11 protein-coding genes are annotated in these 16,069 nt (G+C 67.8%); 7 read left to right on the top strand and 4 right to left on the bottom strand.

The annotated features are described in order from the left end of the window. The first annotated feature begins 20 nt into the window (after positions 1 to 20). The 7 genes from kynU (at position 21) to H4F99_RS12140 (ending at position 7,745) form a co-directional block, all read left to right on the top strand. Complete coding sequence (kynU, locus tag H4F99_RS12170) at positions 21 to 1,298, top strand: kynureninase (RefSeq protein WP_182670011.1); 1,278 nt, start codon at positions 21 to 23, stop codon at positions 1,296 to 1,298. After that, positions 1,285 to 2,706 (top strand): FAD-dependent oxidoreductase, encoded by a 1,422-nt coding sequence (locus H4F99_RS12165; protein WP_246371981.1) that lies wholly within the window; start codon positions 1,285 to 1,287, stop codon positions 2,704 to 2,706. Before kynU ends, H4F99_RS12165 begins: the two co-directional genes overlap by 14 nt. Further along, positions 2,706 to 4,166, top strand: coding sequence for an exodeoxyribonuclease I (gene sbcB / locus H4F99_RS12160; RefSeq protein WP_182670010.1), 1,461 nt, complete (start codon positions 2,706 to 2,708; stop codon positions 4,164 to 4,166). The genes H4F99_RS12165 and sbcB overlap by 1 nt, the downstream gene beginning before the upstream one ends. Continuing rightward, positions 4,163 to 4,849, top strand: a complete 687-nt coding sequence (locus tag H4F99_RS12155; protein WP_182670009.1) for a DUF2461 domain-containing protein — start codon at positions 4,163 to 4,165, stop codon at positions 4,847 to 4,849. Before sbcB ends, H4F99_RS12155 begins: the two co-directional genes overlap by 4 nt. Positions 4,850 to 5,037: 188 nt before the next feature. After that, positions 5,038 to 5,901 carry an alpha/beta hydrolase gene (locus tag H4F99_RS12150; RefSeq protein WP_182670008.1) on the top strand — a complete coding sequence of 288 codons (864 nt, stop codon included), beginning with the start codon at positions 5,038 to 5,040 and terminating at the stop codon, positions 5,899 to 5,901. A 10-nt stretch (positions 5,902 to 5,911) separates the two neighbouring features. After that, positions 5,912 to 7,084: a DUF4785 domain-containing protein gene (locus H4F99_RS12145; RefSeq protein ID WP_182670007.1), complete on the top strand. Its 1,173-nt coding sequence runs from the start codon at positions 5,912 to 5,914 to the stop codon at positions 7,082 to 7,084. A gap of 85 nt (positions 7,085 to 7,169) precedes the next feature. Beyond that, positions 7,170 to 7,745 (top strand): DUF2939 domain-containing protein, encoded by a 576-nt coding sequence (locus tag H4F99_RS12140; RefSeq protein WP_182670006.1) that lies wholly within the window; start codon positions 7,170 to 7,172, stop codon positions 7,743 to 7,745. A gap of 12 nt (positions 7,746 to 7,757) precedes the next feature. Here the strand turns inward: H4F99_RS12140 and H4F99_RS12135 are convergent, their stop codons facing one another. From H4F99_RS12135 to H4F99_RS12120, 4 genes are all read right to left on the bottom strand, one after another. Next, positions 7,758 to 8,669, bottom strand: coding sequence for a 5'-nucleotidase (locus H4F99_RS12135; protein WP_182670005.1), 912 nt, complete (start codon positions 8,667 to 8,669; stop codon positions 7,758 to 7,760). A gap of 43 nt (positions 8,670 to 8,712) precedes the next feature. After that, on the bottom strand, positions 8,713 to 9,483 hold the full coding sequence (locus tag H4F99_RS12130; protein ID WP_182670004.1) for an NAD kinase: 771 nt from the start codon (positions 9,481 to 9,483) through the stop codon (positions 8,713 to 8,715). A 93-nt stretch (positions 9,484 to 9,576) separates the two neighbouring features. Further along, positions 9,577 to 14,601 carry an NAD-glutamate dehydrogenase gene (locus H4F99_RS12125; protein WP_182670003.1) on the bottom strand — a complete coding sequence of 1,675 codons (5,025 nt, stop codon included), beginning with the start codon at positions 14,599 to 14,601 and terminating at the stop codon, positions 9,577 to 9,579. Positions 14,602 to 14,808: 207 nt separating this feature from the next. Continuing rightward, entirely contained in the window at positions 14,809 to 16,014 is a 1,206-nt protein-coding gene (locus tag H4F99_RS12120; protein ID WP_281369254.1) for an acyl-CoA dehydrogenase family protein, read from the bottom strand. Positions 16,015 to 16,069: the final 55 nt, after the last annotated feature.

The raw sequence follows: 16,069 nt of genomic DNA, 5'->3' as shown, positions 1-16,069 counted from the left end.
CACGACGAGATCCTGTCCCCATGACCGACCTGTTCGACCCCAGGCACGCTGCCCGCCTCGATGCTTCCGACCCCCTGCCGACGCGGCGCGACCGTTTCCATGTCCCGCGCCATGGCGACGGCGAGCAGGCCTATTTCGTCGGAAACTCGCTGGGGCTGCAGCCACGCGAGGCCCGCAGCTATGTCGACGAGGTACTGGGCACCTGGGGGGACATCGCGGTCGAGGGCCATTTCACCGGCGACACCCAGTGGATGACCTACCACCGCCTGGTCCGCGAACAACTCGGACGGCTGGTGGGTGCCAAGCCCTCGGAAGTCGTGGCGATGAATACCCTGACCGTCAACCTGCACCTGATGATGGTCAGCTTCTACCGGCCGACCGTCGAGCGTCCCGCGATCCTGATCGAAGCGGGTGCATTCCCCTCGGACCGGCATGCAGTGGAGTCGCAGATCCGATTCCATGGCTTCGATCCGGCGACGGACCTGATCGAAGTCGCGCCGGACGAACCGAACGGGACGATCTCGATGGCCGCACTCGAGCGCGCCATCCAGACCCACGGCAAGCGCCTGGCGCTGGTGCTCTGGCCCGGGGTGCAGTACCGGACCGGCCAGGCCTTCGACCTCCCGGCGATCGTGCGGCTGGCACATGCACAGGGCGCGCGTTGCGGTTTCGACCTTGCGCACGGCGTCGGCAACCTGGAACTGGCGCTGCACGACAGCAACGTCGACTTCGCAGTGTGGTGCCATTACAAGTACCTCAACAGCGGGCCCGGGGCGATCGCCGGCTGCTTCGTCCATGAACGCCACGCCGCGTCCGACCTGCCCCGCTTCGCAGGCTGGTGGGGCCACGAGGCCTCGACCCGCTTCCTGATGGCACCGGAGTTCCGCCCCGAGCATGGGGCCGATGGCTGGCAGCTCAGCAATCCCCCGATCCTCGGGCTGGCGCCGCTGCGCGCCTCGCTCGATCTCTTCGACGACGCCGGGATGCCGGCCCTGCGCGCGAAATCCCTGCGCCTGACGGGCTATCTGGAGTCGCTGATCCGCGATCGGCTGTCGGAAGTGCTGCAGATCATCACGCCCGGGGAGCCCGCGCGACGCGGATGCCAGCTTTCGCTGCGCGTGGCGGGTGGGCGCGAGAAGGGCCGCGCCCTGTTCGACCACCTGGCGCGCAACGGCGTCCTGGGCGACTGGCGCGAACCGGATGTGATCCGGATTTCTCCCGCCCCGCTCTACAACACCCATGCCGACGTGCTGCGCTTCGCGCACGCGGTGGAGACCTGGCCTGATGCCGCTCGATGATCCCGCGATGATCGAGCGCCGCATCACCGTCGTCGGGGCCGGTCTTGCGGGCGCGCTGTTCGCGACCCTGCTGGCGCGAAAGGGCTGGGCGGTCGACGTCTACGAGAAACGCGGCGACCCGCGGCTGAAGGGTTACGAGGGCGGCCGCTCGATCAACCTGGCGTTGGCCGAGCGCGGCCGGCATGCGCTCCGCCTCGCCGGCGCCGATCCGGCGGTGATGTCGCAGGCGGTCATGATGCGCGGCCGGATGGTGCATTTCGAGGACGGCCGCACGGCGCTGCAGCGCTACGGCCAAGACGACTCCGAAGTCATCTGGTCCGTGCATCGTGGCGAACTCAACATCGCGCTGCTGGACATCGCGGAACGCGCGGGAGTGCGGATCCACTTCCATCGCACCCTGTCCGGCGTGGACTTCGATGCCCGCGTCGCCACCGTGGTCGACGAGCGCGATGGCGGGTCCCATCGCTTCGAGTTCCAGAGCCTGGTAGGTGCCGACGGCGCCGGCTCCGCCCTGCGCGAGGCCATGTCCAGCGAGCGCGACCTGGGTGAACGCAGCGAGTTCCTGGACCACGCCTACAAGGAGCTTGAGATCCCGCCTTCGCCCGGGGGCGGCTTCCGGATGGAGGCGAACGCCCTGCACATCTGGCCCCGCGGCCGTTACATGTGCATTGCGCTGCCGAATGACGAATGCACGTTCACGGTCACCCTGTTCCTGCCGAAAGAGGACGTTCCGGGACCTGGCGGGACGCCGCGCGGCCCCAGTTTCGCCAGCGTGCGCGATGGCAGGGGAGCCCGCGCCCTGTTCGAACGCGAGTTCGCTGATGCGTCCGCGCTGATCCCGGAGCTCGAACGGGATTTCGACGCCAATCCCACCGGGATCCTGGGCACGCTCTATCTCGACCGCTGGCACCTGGGAGATCGTGCCGTCCTGCTGGGCGATGCGGCCCATGCGATGGTGCCGTTCCACGGGCAGGGCATGAACTGTGCGTTCGAGGACTGTGTCGCACTCGCGGAACGCATGGACGCAACGGCCGATCGCGCGGAGGCGTTCTCGGCGTACCAGGCCGAGCGCCTGCCCAACGCACGTGCCATCCAGGCGATGGCCCTTGAGAACTATCTCGAGATGCGGGACCGGGTGGACGACGACGACTACCTGCTGCAACGTGAGCTGGAACACCGGTTGGCCGCGCGGCATCCGGACCGGTTCATGCCGCGGTATTCGATGGTCAGCTTCCACCGCTTCCCCTATGCGATGGCATTCGAGCGCGGCAAGCGCCAGCGTGAACTGCTGGTCGAGCTGACGCGCGGTCATGCATCAATCGATACGCTCGACTGGGACGTCGTCGATGCCACCGTGCTCGCGCACCTGCCGCCACTCCCGGACGAGGGCTGGCGCGAGGACGCGTGATGGAATCGAGCTTCCTGTTCTACGACCTCGAGACCTTTGGTACCGATCCCCGGAGCAGCCGGATCGCCCAGTTCGCGGCCATCCGGACCGACGAGGCGCTGCAGCCCATCGATGAGCCCATCAGCTTCTTTGTCCGGCCGGCGAACGACCTGCTGCCCTCCCCCGGTGCGACCCTGGTCACCGGCATCACGCCCCAGCAGGCCCTGCGTGACGGCGTCACCGAGGCCGAGGCGTTTGCCCGCATCCACGAAGAAATGGCGCGCCCCCGGACCTGTACGCTGGGCTACAACTCGCTGCGCTTCGACGATGAGTTCATCCGCTTCGGGTTCTATCGCAACTTCCACGATCCCTACGAGCGCGAGTGGCGTTCCGGGAACTCCCGCTGGGATCTGCTCGACGTCTTCCGCCTCTGGCATGCGCTGCGTCCGGAGGGCATCGAATGGCCGAAGCGACCGGACGGTGCGACATCGTTCCGGCTGGAAGACCTTGCCGGGATCAATGGGCTGCGGGAGGGCGACGCGCACGAAGCCTTGTCCGATGTCCGCGCCCTGATCGCATTGGCCCGGCGCTTCCGGGTCGCCCAGCCGCGGCTGTGGAACTACGCCCTCAAGCTCCGCGACAAGCGCCACGCGGCAAGCGTGCTCGACCTGGCCGCGATGCAACCCGTGCTGCATGTGTCACAGCGATTCCCGGCGTCACGCCTGTGCGCGGCGCCGGTCCTGCCGCTCGCCCGGCATCCCCACATCGACAACCGCGTCATCGTGTTCGACCTCGAGCAGGATCCGGAGCCGCTGCTGTCGCTGGACGCGGATGCCATCGCGGCACGTCTGTACACGCCCACCCGCGACCTCCCGGAGGGGGAGTCACGGGTCGCACTCAAAGAGGTGCATCTGAACCGCTCGCCTGTGCTGGTCGCGTGGTCTCACCTGCGTCCCGCCGATTTTGATCGCCTCGGCGTGGATCCCACCCGGGTGGAACGCAGGGCCGACCTCCTTCGTCGGCATGCGCCCGCACTGGCTGCCAAGCTGCGCACGGTTTTCGATGGCCGTCGCGATGCGTCGGCGGTCGATGCCGATGGCGCGCTGTACGACGGGTTCATCGGCGCGGGAGACAAGCGCCTGTGCGCCGAGGTCCGCGGGACACCGCCCGCGCAGCTGGGCAGCCGTCCTTTCCCGTTCGAGGACGCGCGCTTGCGGGAACTGTTGTTCAGGTATCGCGCAAGGAACTGGCCGGACACCCTCTCGCCGGCCGAGGCGGGCCGATGGGAGGCCTATCGCGCGTCCCGGTTCGGATCGGCTGGCCCGCAGGGCCTGGACGCCTTCGATGCGGAACTTGCCGCCCTTCGCGAGCAGCATGCGGATGACCCGTCCCGCCTGGCGCTGCTGGGCTGCCTGGAGGCATGGAGGAATGACATCGCCCTTCCTGTTCCCATGGCCGGGTCCGACGGGGAGGATGCATGAGCCGCTACTTCACGGAAGAGACGTTCCGCTTCCTGCAGCAACTCGGCCGCCACAACAGTCGGGAATGGTTCCACGCACACAAGCCGATGTACGAGGCCCATGTCCGGGAGCCCTTCCGACGCCTCCTGGTCGACCTGCAACCGGCGCTGGCCGAAGTGAGCCTGCACTACCGCGCGGACCCGAAGGCGATTGGAGGCTCCCTGTTCCGCATCCACCGGGACACGCGTTTCAGCAAAGACAAGACCCCCTACAAAACGTGGCAGAGCGCGCGCCTCTTCCATGAGCGGAATCGCCAGGTCGAGGCGCCCGGTTTCTACATCCGGGTGCAGGGCGGTCGCTCGTTCGTCGGCGCGGGACTCTGGCACCCGTCTCCGGACAACCTCAGGCGGATCCGGCAGTTCATCGTCGACAACCCCGGTGCCTGGGCATCCGCGGCGCATGGAAAGGCCTTCGAGCGGCGATACCCGCTGGACGAGAGCGACATGCTGGTCCGCATGCCGCGTGGCTTCCCCCCGGAGTTCGTGCACGCCGCCGACCTGCGGCACCGCAACTTCGTGGCCTCGCGCCCGTTGACGGACGCCACCGTGCTGGGGCCGCGCCTCAGGCAGACGTTGGAGAAGGACCTCCAAGCCCTCGCGCCATTCGTCGACTACCTCTGCGCGGCGCTCGACCTGGAGTTCTAGCCCCGTTACTGGACGTTCCATTTCTGTGACGCAGGACCGGCCGGGCGATGCGCTGCGTCATGACATACCCGTACGCATGGGTACGCTTCGGGGTGATGCGCGAGGGGGCGCGCAGTCACCCGATGCACTTCGATCCGCGGCAGGAGGCCGTGCAGGCTGCCCGCCGCTCCAAGGAAAGGGGAAACACCATGCGAAAGCTCGTGATCGGCCTGCTCCTGGCCATCCTCCCACCCCTCGCGTTCGCCGACGTCACTGGCGTCGCGTTCGTCCACGGCACCGGCAAGCAGACCAACGCCTACCAGGACTACTGGAAGCCGGCGATGGTGGACTCGGTGCGCCAGGGCCTGCCTCAAGGCAGCCAGAACTACACCGTCATCAACTGCGATTTCGAGCAGTACATGTGGGACGACCGTGCGGCGGGCTGCCTCGCCGGCCAGCTCACCGACTTCATCCAGCAACGCGGCATCACCCGACTGGTCGTCGTCACGCACTCGAACGGCGGCAATGTCATGCGCTGGATCATGTCCAACCCGACGTGGGACAGCCGTTACCCGCCCATCCTGCAGCGACTCGTGCGGGTCAATGCGCTGGCACCTTCGTCCGCCGGCACCCCGCTCGCCGATGCCGTGATGAATGGCAATGTGTTCGAACAATCGCTGGGGTGGTTGCTCGGCTACAAATCGGATGCGGTACGCCAGCAACAGGAAAGCTGGATGGCGCACTACAACGCGCAGTACCTCTACGGCACGTCGGGGCGCCCGGCTCTGGCGCGGACGTTCCGCAGCGTGGTCGGCAGCGACGTCGAGTCGTCGCCCTTCGACTCGGACAGCTACTGCGGCGGCTATGCCGAGAACGTGGGTCTGGAGACGACCCAGAACTGGCTGGACGACTGCTCCGACGGGTTCCTGGAATGCAGCAGCCAGTCCGCGGCCGGCACGGTGTGGTTCGTTGACAAGAGTCGCACCGCAGGTCGTGAGCCGCTGAGCCACAACCAGAGCCGGCGGGCCTGTTTCAGGCTCGACCAGATCCTTCGTGCCGACCTGCAACAGTGAGGTGACCGCCATGGAACTGCCTATCAGGATGTTCGCGAGTTTCGTTCTTTCCGCCGCTGCGGTGTCCGTCCAGGCCGCGACGCCGCTGCTTCCCGCCGGACCGTCGGACCGGACAGCGGACCGGCTCGTACGGTTGCCCGCCCCCGCCGCCGGCGTGGAGCGCAGCCCGGTCCACTTCGCGTGGCCGCTGGACCCTGCAGCCCCCCTCTCGACGCCCGCACCCTTCATGGCGGAAAGCCGGGAATACTGGTTCACCGTCGATGGCGCATCGTTGGCCCGTGGCGTGGACGTGGACGTGACCGCGCCAGGAGCCCTGCTGCGGGTCAGCCCCGCCACCGGTGCCGCCGCGGTCCGTGACGGCGCACTGCAGATACACCAGGGTGGACAGCGCGTCGCGGCCCGCTCCCTGGCAGACGGCGAATCGCTGCGGGCAGCGGGGATGCAGGTCGAGCCCGGCGCCGCGATCGCAGGACTCGCTGCATCGGCCGGTGCGGGGCGATACCAGCTCAGGGTCGATGGCGCACGTGGCCGCTATGTGGTCCACGTCTTCGACCCCAACAGCGACGTGGTGCTCAAGGCCCGTCCCCGGGCGGATGTGGTTCAGGCCGGGCGCACGCTCGAGGTCGAGGTGGCCTTCCAACGGGCCGGACGCGGCGCGGCGACCAAGGCCGAAGCCCTGCTGGTCGCGCCGGACGGCGAAACGCGGGACGTCACCCTGAGGCTTGACGACCGCGGACAGGGAACGGCGCGGGTACGGGTTGCGGACGTATCGGGGCAGCCGCCCGGCCTTTGGGAACTGCAGGTGTTGTCTGACGACGGGCGCATCGCGCGCGACGCGCGTACCGCGTTCGCCATCGTCGCCCCCACGGCCCGTTTGACCGGCCAATGGACGCTGGATCCGGCCGCATTCGCGGTCCAGCTACCCGTCGAGGTGGCGTCGCCCGGACGCTACGAGGTGCGCGGCACCCTGTATGCCACCGGGCCGGATGGCCTGCTGGCGCCGGTCGTGCAAGCCCACTCAGCCGACTGGCTCGAGCCTGGCGATCGGCGCCTCGACCTGGTGTTCGACAAGTCCCTGTTGCCCAGGGGACATCGTGCACCGTTCGAGGTGCGTCACCTGGAGTTGCTGGACCAGGCGCGCATGGCGCCGCTGGAATCCCGCGGCCGAGCGATACGCTTCTGAGCCCTCCCACGGGAACACCGGATACCGCTCCGGTGTTCCCCTTTAGACTGTGGGTTCCTCCACCATTGGCATGCCTGCCGGATCGATGAAGAAGCCGCTGCTCATCCTGGCCGTCCTGGTGGTGCTTGCCGGGCTGCTGTACGCCCTCTCCCCCCTGCCTGCCGTGAGGGGCATCCGCGATGCGCTGCGAGAGGACGACGATGTCGCCCTCTCGCGCCATGTCGATTACGACGCCCTCGGGCGCAACCTGCGGGCCCACGCAGAGGACTACGTGGCGCGACGGGCAGGCGCCAGCGTGCGGGGCAACGTGTTCGGTGCGTTCGCGGTGGACGTCGCCGGTCGCGTGGCCGGCGGTCTCGTCGAATCCCTGGCAACACCCACGGGCGTGAAGACGCTCATGGCAGGCCGGGTGGCCTGGCGCCAGGGCACCGCGTCCGGCCTGTCGCTGGACGCACCATTCTCGGGGGAGCCGGTTGCCGATCCGTTCGTGAATGCCCGCTACCGGCTGGAGTCCCTGTCCAGGTTCCGCGTCACGTTCGCGGGTGATCCGGAGGCAGACTCCGGAACGTTGGCCGTGAACGTGATCCTGGAGCGGCAGGGCCTCCGCTGGAAGCTGACCGACATCGATCTGGACGAGACGGACGCCACGCGGACGCGCTGACCCGATCCCCGCTCAAGGGGGATTCGCGACCCCGTGGGGTACATGGCCGGCGGCGACGAGGCCGCGCGCCGATTCGATGTTGTGGGCCGAGTCATCGAAGAAGATGTCCGCTCCGAATGCCTCCAGGAACGGGCCCTTTGCTCGCCCGCCGAGAAACAGCGCTTCGTCGAGGCGAATGCCCCATTCGCGCAGGGTGCGGATCACCCGTTCGTGCGCGGGGATGGAACGCGCGGTGACCAGGGCCGTGCGGATAGGCGCATCCTGCCCCATCGGAAACGCCGCCTGCAGGCGATGCAGCGCATCCAGGAAGCCGCGGAACGGTCCACCCGAAAGCGGCTCGCCTGCCCGCACCCGCTCGTGCTCGGTAAAGGCCGCCAAACCGCCCTCTCGCGAGACGCGTTCGCTTTCGTCGCCGAAGATCACCGCGTCGCCGTCGAACGCGATGCGCAACTGCTGGTGGTGCCGGTCCATCGGCGCCCGGGCCGGCAACAGCGTGGCCGCGGCCACGCCGGCCTCCAGCGCGCTTCGCACGTCCTCCGCATGGGTGGACAGGAACAGGTCGGCGCCGAACGGCCGGATGTACGGAAAGGGGGCCGCGCCGTTGCTGAACGCGGCACGCTTGATCGACAGGCCGTGGTGGGCAATCGAGTTGAAAATACGCAGGCCGGTGTCCGCCGAGTTGCGCGAGATGAGGATCACCTCCACCCGCGGTGCCTCCGGCGGGGCCCCGTCGTTCAGGCCGAGCAGCTTCCGGACCAGGGGAAATGCGATGCCGGGGGACAGCACGTCGTCCTCATGGTCCCGCTGGAACGACGCGTAGGCGTCGAGCCCCTCGGCTTCGAACAGGGCATGGCTGTCCTCGAGGTCGAACAGGGTGCGCGAAGAGATCGCGACGATCAGCGGGTCGGCATCACGGTCTGGCATGGGGGTATTGTGCCCTGACGCCGTCTCCCTGGCCGAGACGGCTTCAGCTGGTGAACTGTTCCGCCAGCATCCGCTCCTCCAGGTTGTGCTCGGGATCGAACAGGAGGGTCACCGTGCGGTCCTGCGATTCGCGGATGGTGACCTCCACGACGTCGCGCACCTCATGCGAATCGGCAGTCGCGCTGACCGGGCGCTTGTAGGGATCGAGCACGCGGAAGCGGACCTCGGTGTCGGCTTTCAGGACCGCTCCGCGCCAGCGCCGGGGGCGGAACGGGGCGATCGGCGTCAGCGCGATCACCTTGCCGTCCAGCGGCAGGATGGGGCCATGGGCCGAGAAGTTGTACGCGGTACTGCCGGCCGGCGTGGCCAGCATGACGCCGTCGCTGATGAGTTCGTCGAGCCGGGTCTGCCCGTTGAGCTCGATCGCGAGGTGGGCCGCCTGGCGCGTCTGCCGCAGCAAGGACACCTCGTTGTAGGCAAGCGACCCGACCGTGGCGCCGGACTCGGTGGTCGCGACCATCTCAAGCGGCCGCAGCACGGCGGGTTCGGCGGCATGCAGGCGTTCGAGCAGGCCGTCCACCCGGTACTGGTTCATCAGGAAGCCGACCGAGCCATGCTTCATTCCGTATACCGGCTTGCCGAGGGTGCCATGCCGGTGCAACGTCTGGAGCATGAAACCGTCGCCGCCGAGGGCGACGAGGATGTCGGCCTCCTCCGGCTGGGCCTGCCCATGCTCCCCGACCAGACGCTCCAGCGCGACGCGCGCGTCGTCCACGGGACTGGCGAGGAAAGCGATCCGGGGCGAGTCGGTCATGGGCGGCTCCTGGAGACAGCCTCCAGCATAACGCGATGGCCGCGAGCGCCGCGGTCCGCCACACCCGGGGGTGCAGCGGGACCGCGGGGGCGGTCAGCCCGCCGTGCCGGCAATCTGCGCGAGGCGCCTCACCGCGACCGACATGGTCGGGTAATCCACCGTCTTCTGGTTCATCAGCTCCGCGAGCATGGCCTGGGTGAAACGCAGCGAAGGATCGTCGCGTTGCAGCCAGGCGTCGACCTTCTCGCGCGCCGGGCGTCGCCCGCCCGCTGCCAGGATCTGTCCGACCAGCAGCCGCTGTTGCTGTCCAAGCTCGTCGCGCAGGGTGCCGCGGGCCAGGGCCTGCCAGCGTCCGTCGACTTCCAGCGCATCGATCTGCTCGTACAGCCAGGGCATGTCGAGCGCCGCGCCCAGCGCGAAGTAGGCGTGCGCCACTTCTGCGGGCGGCATGCGGCGCGCATGGGCGATCTCGACGATGTCGCAGGCAAACTCGAGCAGCGGGAGCGCGGCGAGCTGGTCGGCCAGCGCGGCGGGGAACCCCTTGCCACGCCATTCCGCGCGACGCTGTTCGTAGCCGTCGCGGCGTACGTCCGACAGGGTGGCTGGCAATGCCGCGCGAACCGCATCGAGCCCATCGCCGTAGCGTGCCATGGCGTCGGTGATCTCCGGGATCGCACCGGCGCGGGAGAGCAGCCAGCGCGACAGGGTCCGCAGCAGGTGCCAGATCACTTGCAGGGCGTCGATCTGGTCGGATTCGGACACCTTGCCATCGAGCGCGTCGATCTCCGCCCACAGCGCGCGCGCATCGATCACCTCACGCGCGATCGTGTACGCCTTCGCCACCTCGCCCGCGCTCCGACCGGTGTCTTCGGTCATGCGCAGGGTGAAGGTGGCACCCATGCGGTTGACCATGGAGTTCGTCACGGCGGTGGCGATGATCTCGCGCTTGAGGCGGTGGTCTTCCATGGCCGCGGCGTACTTCTTCTGCAGGGGCTGCGGGAAGTAGCGCACGAGTTCCTTCGACAGGTAGGGATCCTCGGGCACGTCGGACGCCAGCAACTGGTCGTAGATCACCAGCTTCGCGTAGGACAGGAGGACCGACAGTTCCGGGCGCGTCAGGCCCTGGCCACGGGCCTTGCGCTCGGCCAGTTCGGCGTCGCTGGGCAGGAACTCGATCTGGCGGTCCAGCAGGCCCTGCGATTCCAGCGTCCGGATGAAATGCTGCTTGGAGCCCAGGCGCGGGACGCTCATCCGCTCCATCAGGCTGATGGCCTGGTTCTGGCGATAATTGTCGACCAGCACCAGCGTCTCCACCTCGCCCGTCATCGCGGCCAGGAGCTTGTTGCGCGCGGGCACGGTCATCTTCTTCGCCTTGACCAGGCCGTTGAGCAGGATCTTGATGTTGACCTCGTGGTCCGACGTGTCCACGCCGGCCGAGTTGTCGATGAAGTCCGTGTTCAACAGTACCCCGTGGTGCGCGGCCTCGATGCGGCCGAGCTGGGTCACGCCCAGGTTGCCGCCCTCGCCCACCACCTTGCAGCGGAGATCCCGGCCGTTGACGCGCAGCGCATTGTTCGCGCGGTCGCCGACGTCCGCATGGCTCTCTCCGGATCCCTTGACGTAGGTGCCGATGCCACCGTTCCACAACAGATCCACCGGGGCACGGAGGATCGCGCTCATGAGTTCCGGCGGACTCAACGCCTCAACGTCCCCTTCGATCCCGAGCGCTTCGCGCGCCTGCTTCGACAACGGGATCGACTTGGCGCTTCGGGCCCACACGCCACCGCCCTTGCTGATCAGGCTGGCATCGTAGTCCTCCCAGCTCGAGCGCGGCAGCTTGAACATCCGCTCGCGTTCCTTGTACGAACGCGCCGCGTCCGGATCCGGATCGATGAAGATGTGGCGATGGTCGAACGCGGCCACCAGGCGGATGTGCTTCGACAGCAGCATGCCGTTGCCGAACACGTCGCCCGACATGTCGCCGATGCCGACCGCGGTGAAGTCGTCCTTCTGGCTGTCACGGCCCAGCGCGCGGAAGTGGCGCTTGACCGACTCCCACGCGCCCTTGGCGGTGATGCCCATGCCCTTGTGGTCGTAACCGACCGAACCGCCCGATGCGAACGCGTCGTCCAGCCAGAAGCCGTGCTCGCGCGCGATGCCGTTGGCGATGTCCGAGAACGTCGCCGTGCCCTTGTCCGCCGCGACCACCAGGTAGGGATCGTCCTGGTCATGCCGCACGACGTCGACCGGCGGCACGACGTCGCCGTCGACCAGGTTGTCGGTGATGTCCAGCAGGCCGTTGATGAACATTTTGTAGCAGGCCACGCCCTCGGCGAACACGGCATCGCGGTCGCCATTGGGCGGCGGACGCTTGCAGATGAAGCCGCCCTTGGAGCCCACCGGCACGATGACGGTGTTCTTCACCATCTGCGCCTTGACCAGGCCCAGGACCTCGGTGCGGAAGTCTTCACGGCGGTCGGACCAGCGCAGGCCACCGCGTGCCACGGGGCCGAACCGCAGGTGGATGCCCTCCACGCGCGGCCCGCAGACGAAGATCTCGCGATACGGACGGGGCTTGGGCAGGTCCGGGACCTGGGTGGAGTCGAACTTGTAGCTGACATAGCCCTTCTCGGCCCCACCGGCACCCGCCTGGTAGTAACTGGTCCTGAGGGTCGCTTCGATGACGCCCATGTAGCTGCGCAGGATCCGGTCCTCGTCGAGGCTGGAGACGCGATCCAGCAGGGCCAGCAGCGCCTTGCGCGTCGCCTCGAGCTGCCGCTCGCGCTTCCCCGTCCGGGCGTCGATCACCGGCTCGAGCGCCGTCAGCGTCGCGGCATCGCCCTGGGCCAGGCGTTCGAGCTGGGCCCTGAAGCGCTCCATCCCGGCCTTGATCTCGGCCTTGCTCTCGCCACCGGTATGCGGATGGAAGCGCGCTTCGAACAGTTCGACCATCAGGCGCGCGAGCAGCGGATAGCGTGCGAAGGTCTGCTCGACATAGGCCTGGGAGAACGGCACGCCGACCTGCAGCAGGTACTTGCAATAAGCGCGCAGCATCGCGACCTGCCGCCAGGACAGGCCGGCTGCGAGGATCAGGCGGTTGAAGCCGTCGTTCTCGGCATTGCCGCGCCAGATGTGGGCGAAGGCTTCCTCGAACGCTTCATCGAGGTCACTGACGTCGATGTCGCCCGCCAGCGTCTCCACCTCAAAGTCCTGGATGTACAGCGGCGTTTCGTCCGGAACGATGCGGAACGGGTGCTCCGCGATCACCCGCAGGCCCATGTTCTCCATCATCGGGAGCGCGTCGGACAGCGGGATGTCATCGAGCTGTCGATAGAACTTGAAGCGCAGACCCCCCTCGCCCGGATGGGAGCGGCACAGGCTCAGGCTGAGGTCGTCCGGGCCTTCCAGCCCCGCCAGGTGCTCGACATCGTTCACCGCGGCACCCACGCCGGAATGTTCGATGTAGCCGGCTGGCAGCGCACGGCCATACCGCTGGGCCAGGTGCAGCCCGGCCTGTTCGCCATGCCGGCGCACCAGCGCGTCGCGCAGGTCGTCCTGCCAGTTGCGGACGATCTGCGCCAGCTCGCTCTCGATCGCGGCATGGTCGATCTGGATCGCCTCGCCGGACTTCGGGCGCACGATCATGTGCAGCTGGGCCAGTGGCGATTCGCTGAGCTGGACGTTGGTATCGATGTGCTCGCCGTGCAACATCCGCTTGAGCATGGCTTCGATGCGATGCCGCACCTCGGTGTTGAAGCGATCGCGCGGGATGTAGGCCAGCCCCGAGAAATAGCGGCCGTAGCGATCGCGCCGCAGGAACAGCTTGCTGCGTACGCGCTCCTGCAGGCCAAGGATCGCCATCGAGGTATGCAGCAATTCGTCGCCGGTGGACTGGAACAGTTCGTCGCGAGGCAGGGTTTCGAGGATGTGGCGCAGTGCCTTTCCGTTGTGGCTGTCGGGCGCGAGGCCCGAACGGCGCATCACGTGGTCGTGGCGCTCGCGCACCAGCGGGATGGTCCACGGGCGGCTGGTGTAGGCACTGGAGGTGTACAGCCCCAGGAACCGCTGTTCCCGTACCGGCTTCCCGGATGCATCGAAATCCAGAACCCCGATGTAATCCATGTAGCCCGGACGGTGCACGGTGGCGCGGGCATTCGTCTTGGTCAGGATCAGGGCATCGACGGCACCGGATTGCGGCATGTAATGCGCAGCGAGCGATGTCAGCAGGCGGGGCTTGCCCAGGTCGCCGCCGCGCAGCAGGCCAAGTCCGCTGTCGGCGACCGCGCGCAACACTTCCACGCCCTTCTGGCGAACCACTTCGTACTCGCGGTAGCCCAGCAGCGTGAAATGATTGTCCGCCGCCCAGCGCAGGAACGCCTGCGCTTCTTCGCGCCCGGCCGGATCGGCCGGGACCGTGCGGCGGTCGAAGCCCTCGGCGATATCCAGCATCTTCGCGCGCATGGCCTGCCAGTCGTCCACGATCGCGCGCACGTCGTCCAACACCGATGCGATGGCCTGTTCCACCCGGGGCATCTCGTCCGCCGCCTGGCGGTCGATCTCCAGGTGCATCAGGGATTCCGGCTGCCCCTCGCCGATCGCCAGCAGCTTGCCCTTGCGGTCGCGGCTGCATTCGACCACCGGATGGCCCAGTACGTGCACGCCGATGCCGAGTTCGGCCAGGCGCATGGTCACCGAATCGACCAGGAACGGCATGTCATCGTTGACGATCTGCAGGACGGTATGGGGGGACTCCCAGCCATGCTTGCCGGCCGTGGGGTTGAACAGGCGGATGCCCGCCGCCCCAGGCTTGCGGGTCCGCGCGAAATCGAGGAAGTCGCCCGCCAGCGCGGCCCAGCCCTCGACCGAGTGCTGCGGGAATTCATCGTCGCCCATGCGTTGGTAGAACGCGTGCGCGAACGTCTCCACTTCGGCGTGCCGCGCCTTCGGCAGGTCCTTGCGCATCTCCGCGATCACCGGGGCCAGCGAGACCGGATGCGAGACCGCGCCGACGACGGGCGCGCTCAATGCCTTGCGGGGACGCGCGGCGCGGGACGGGCCTGCCGCATTGCCGCGGTTCGCTTTACGGGATTTCGACGACTTTTTGTCTGCAGTGCTCATGGAAACAGGGGATCCAATGCAGGAAGGCCCGCGCTCGCGCGCAGGCCGTGGAAGATTCGGATGAAGGCATTGCTATTGCACGCCCGCGTGGATGAACGGCGGGTGATGCGCGATTCGCCGCGGACCATTCGCATCCGCACGGTTTGCCGGCGGCACACACCCCCGGAGGGGCGTGCGGCAGAGACCGTCGGGACGTCCATGGCGGTGTCAGCGCAGGCCGGTCTCGTTGCGGGCGATCACCAGGCGCTGGATCTCGCTGGTGCCCTCGTAGATCTCGGTGATCTTGGCGTCGCGGAAGTAACGCTCCAGCGGCATTTCCTTGGAGTACCCCATGCCGCCATGGATCTGCACGGCCTGGTGGGTGATCCACATCGCCGCCTCGGACGCGGTGAGCTTGGCGATCGCGGCCTCGTTGCTGAAGCGGCCACCGTTCCTCTCGGTCTCGCCCTTGGTCCAGGCCGCGCGCAGGGTGAGCAGCAGGGCCGCGTCCAGCTTGCACTTCATGTCGGCGATCTTGGCCTGGGTCATCTGGAAGGCGCCGATCGGCTGGCCGAAGGCCTTGCGCTCGCGGACGTACTCCAGGGTGGCCTCGTAGGCGGCACGGGCGATGCCGATGGCCTGGCTGGCGATGCCGATGCGGCCCGCATCGAGCACGCCCATGGCGATCTTGAAGCCGTGCCCCTCGTCGCCCAGCACGTCCTCGGCGCGGGCGACGTAATCGGTGAACTCGATCTCGCAGGTCGCCGACGCGCGGATGCCGAGCTTGGGTTCGGTCTTGCCGCGGTGGAAGCCCTCGCGCTGGGTGTCCACCATGAAGGCGGTGATGCCGCGCGCACCCTTGTCGGGGTCGGTCATCGCGAACAGCACGATATAGCGCGCCACCGGGCCGGAGGTGATCCAGCTCTTCTTGCCATTGATGACGAAGCTGCCGTCGGCCTGCTTCACCGCCTTGCAGCGCATGGCGGTGGCGTCGGAGCCGGACTGCGGTTCCGTCAGCGCGAACGCGCCGATTTCCTTGCCCTCGGCGATCGCGCGCACGTAGGTCTGCTTCTGGTCCTCGGTACCGAACTTCAGGATGCCGTTGCAGAACAGCGAGTTGTTCACCGACACGATGGTGGAGTGGGCGGCGTCGCCGGCAGCGATCTCCACCATTGCCAGCACGTAGCTGATGGGGTCCATGCCGGCCCCACCGTACTCGGCGGGCACTTCGATGCCCATCAGGCCGTTCTCGCCGAGGGTGCGGATGTTCTCCAGGGGGAACTCGCCCGTCTGGTCGTGGTGCTCCGCGCTGGGGGCGATCTTTTCCTGGGCGATGCGCCTGGCAACGTCCTGGATCATCAACTGCTCTTCGGTAAAGCTGAAATCCACGTCTGCACCTCTACTTTTGTCCGGATGGACAAACCGATCCCGCAATTGTAGCCAGCCCCGCCCCCGAACCCCAGCCTGAATCGGCGGTTTCGCCCGCCGG

It is taken from the genome of Marilutibacter penaei, from assembly GCF_014145395.1.
Lineage (GTDB): Bacteria > Pseudomonadota > Gammaproteobacteria > Xanthomonadales > Xanthomonadaceae > Marilutibacter > Marilutibacter penaei.
The sequence above is the reverse complement of the archived record's forward strand: the minus strand, read 5'-3'. Positions and strand labels throughout refer to the sequence as shown.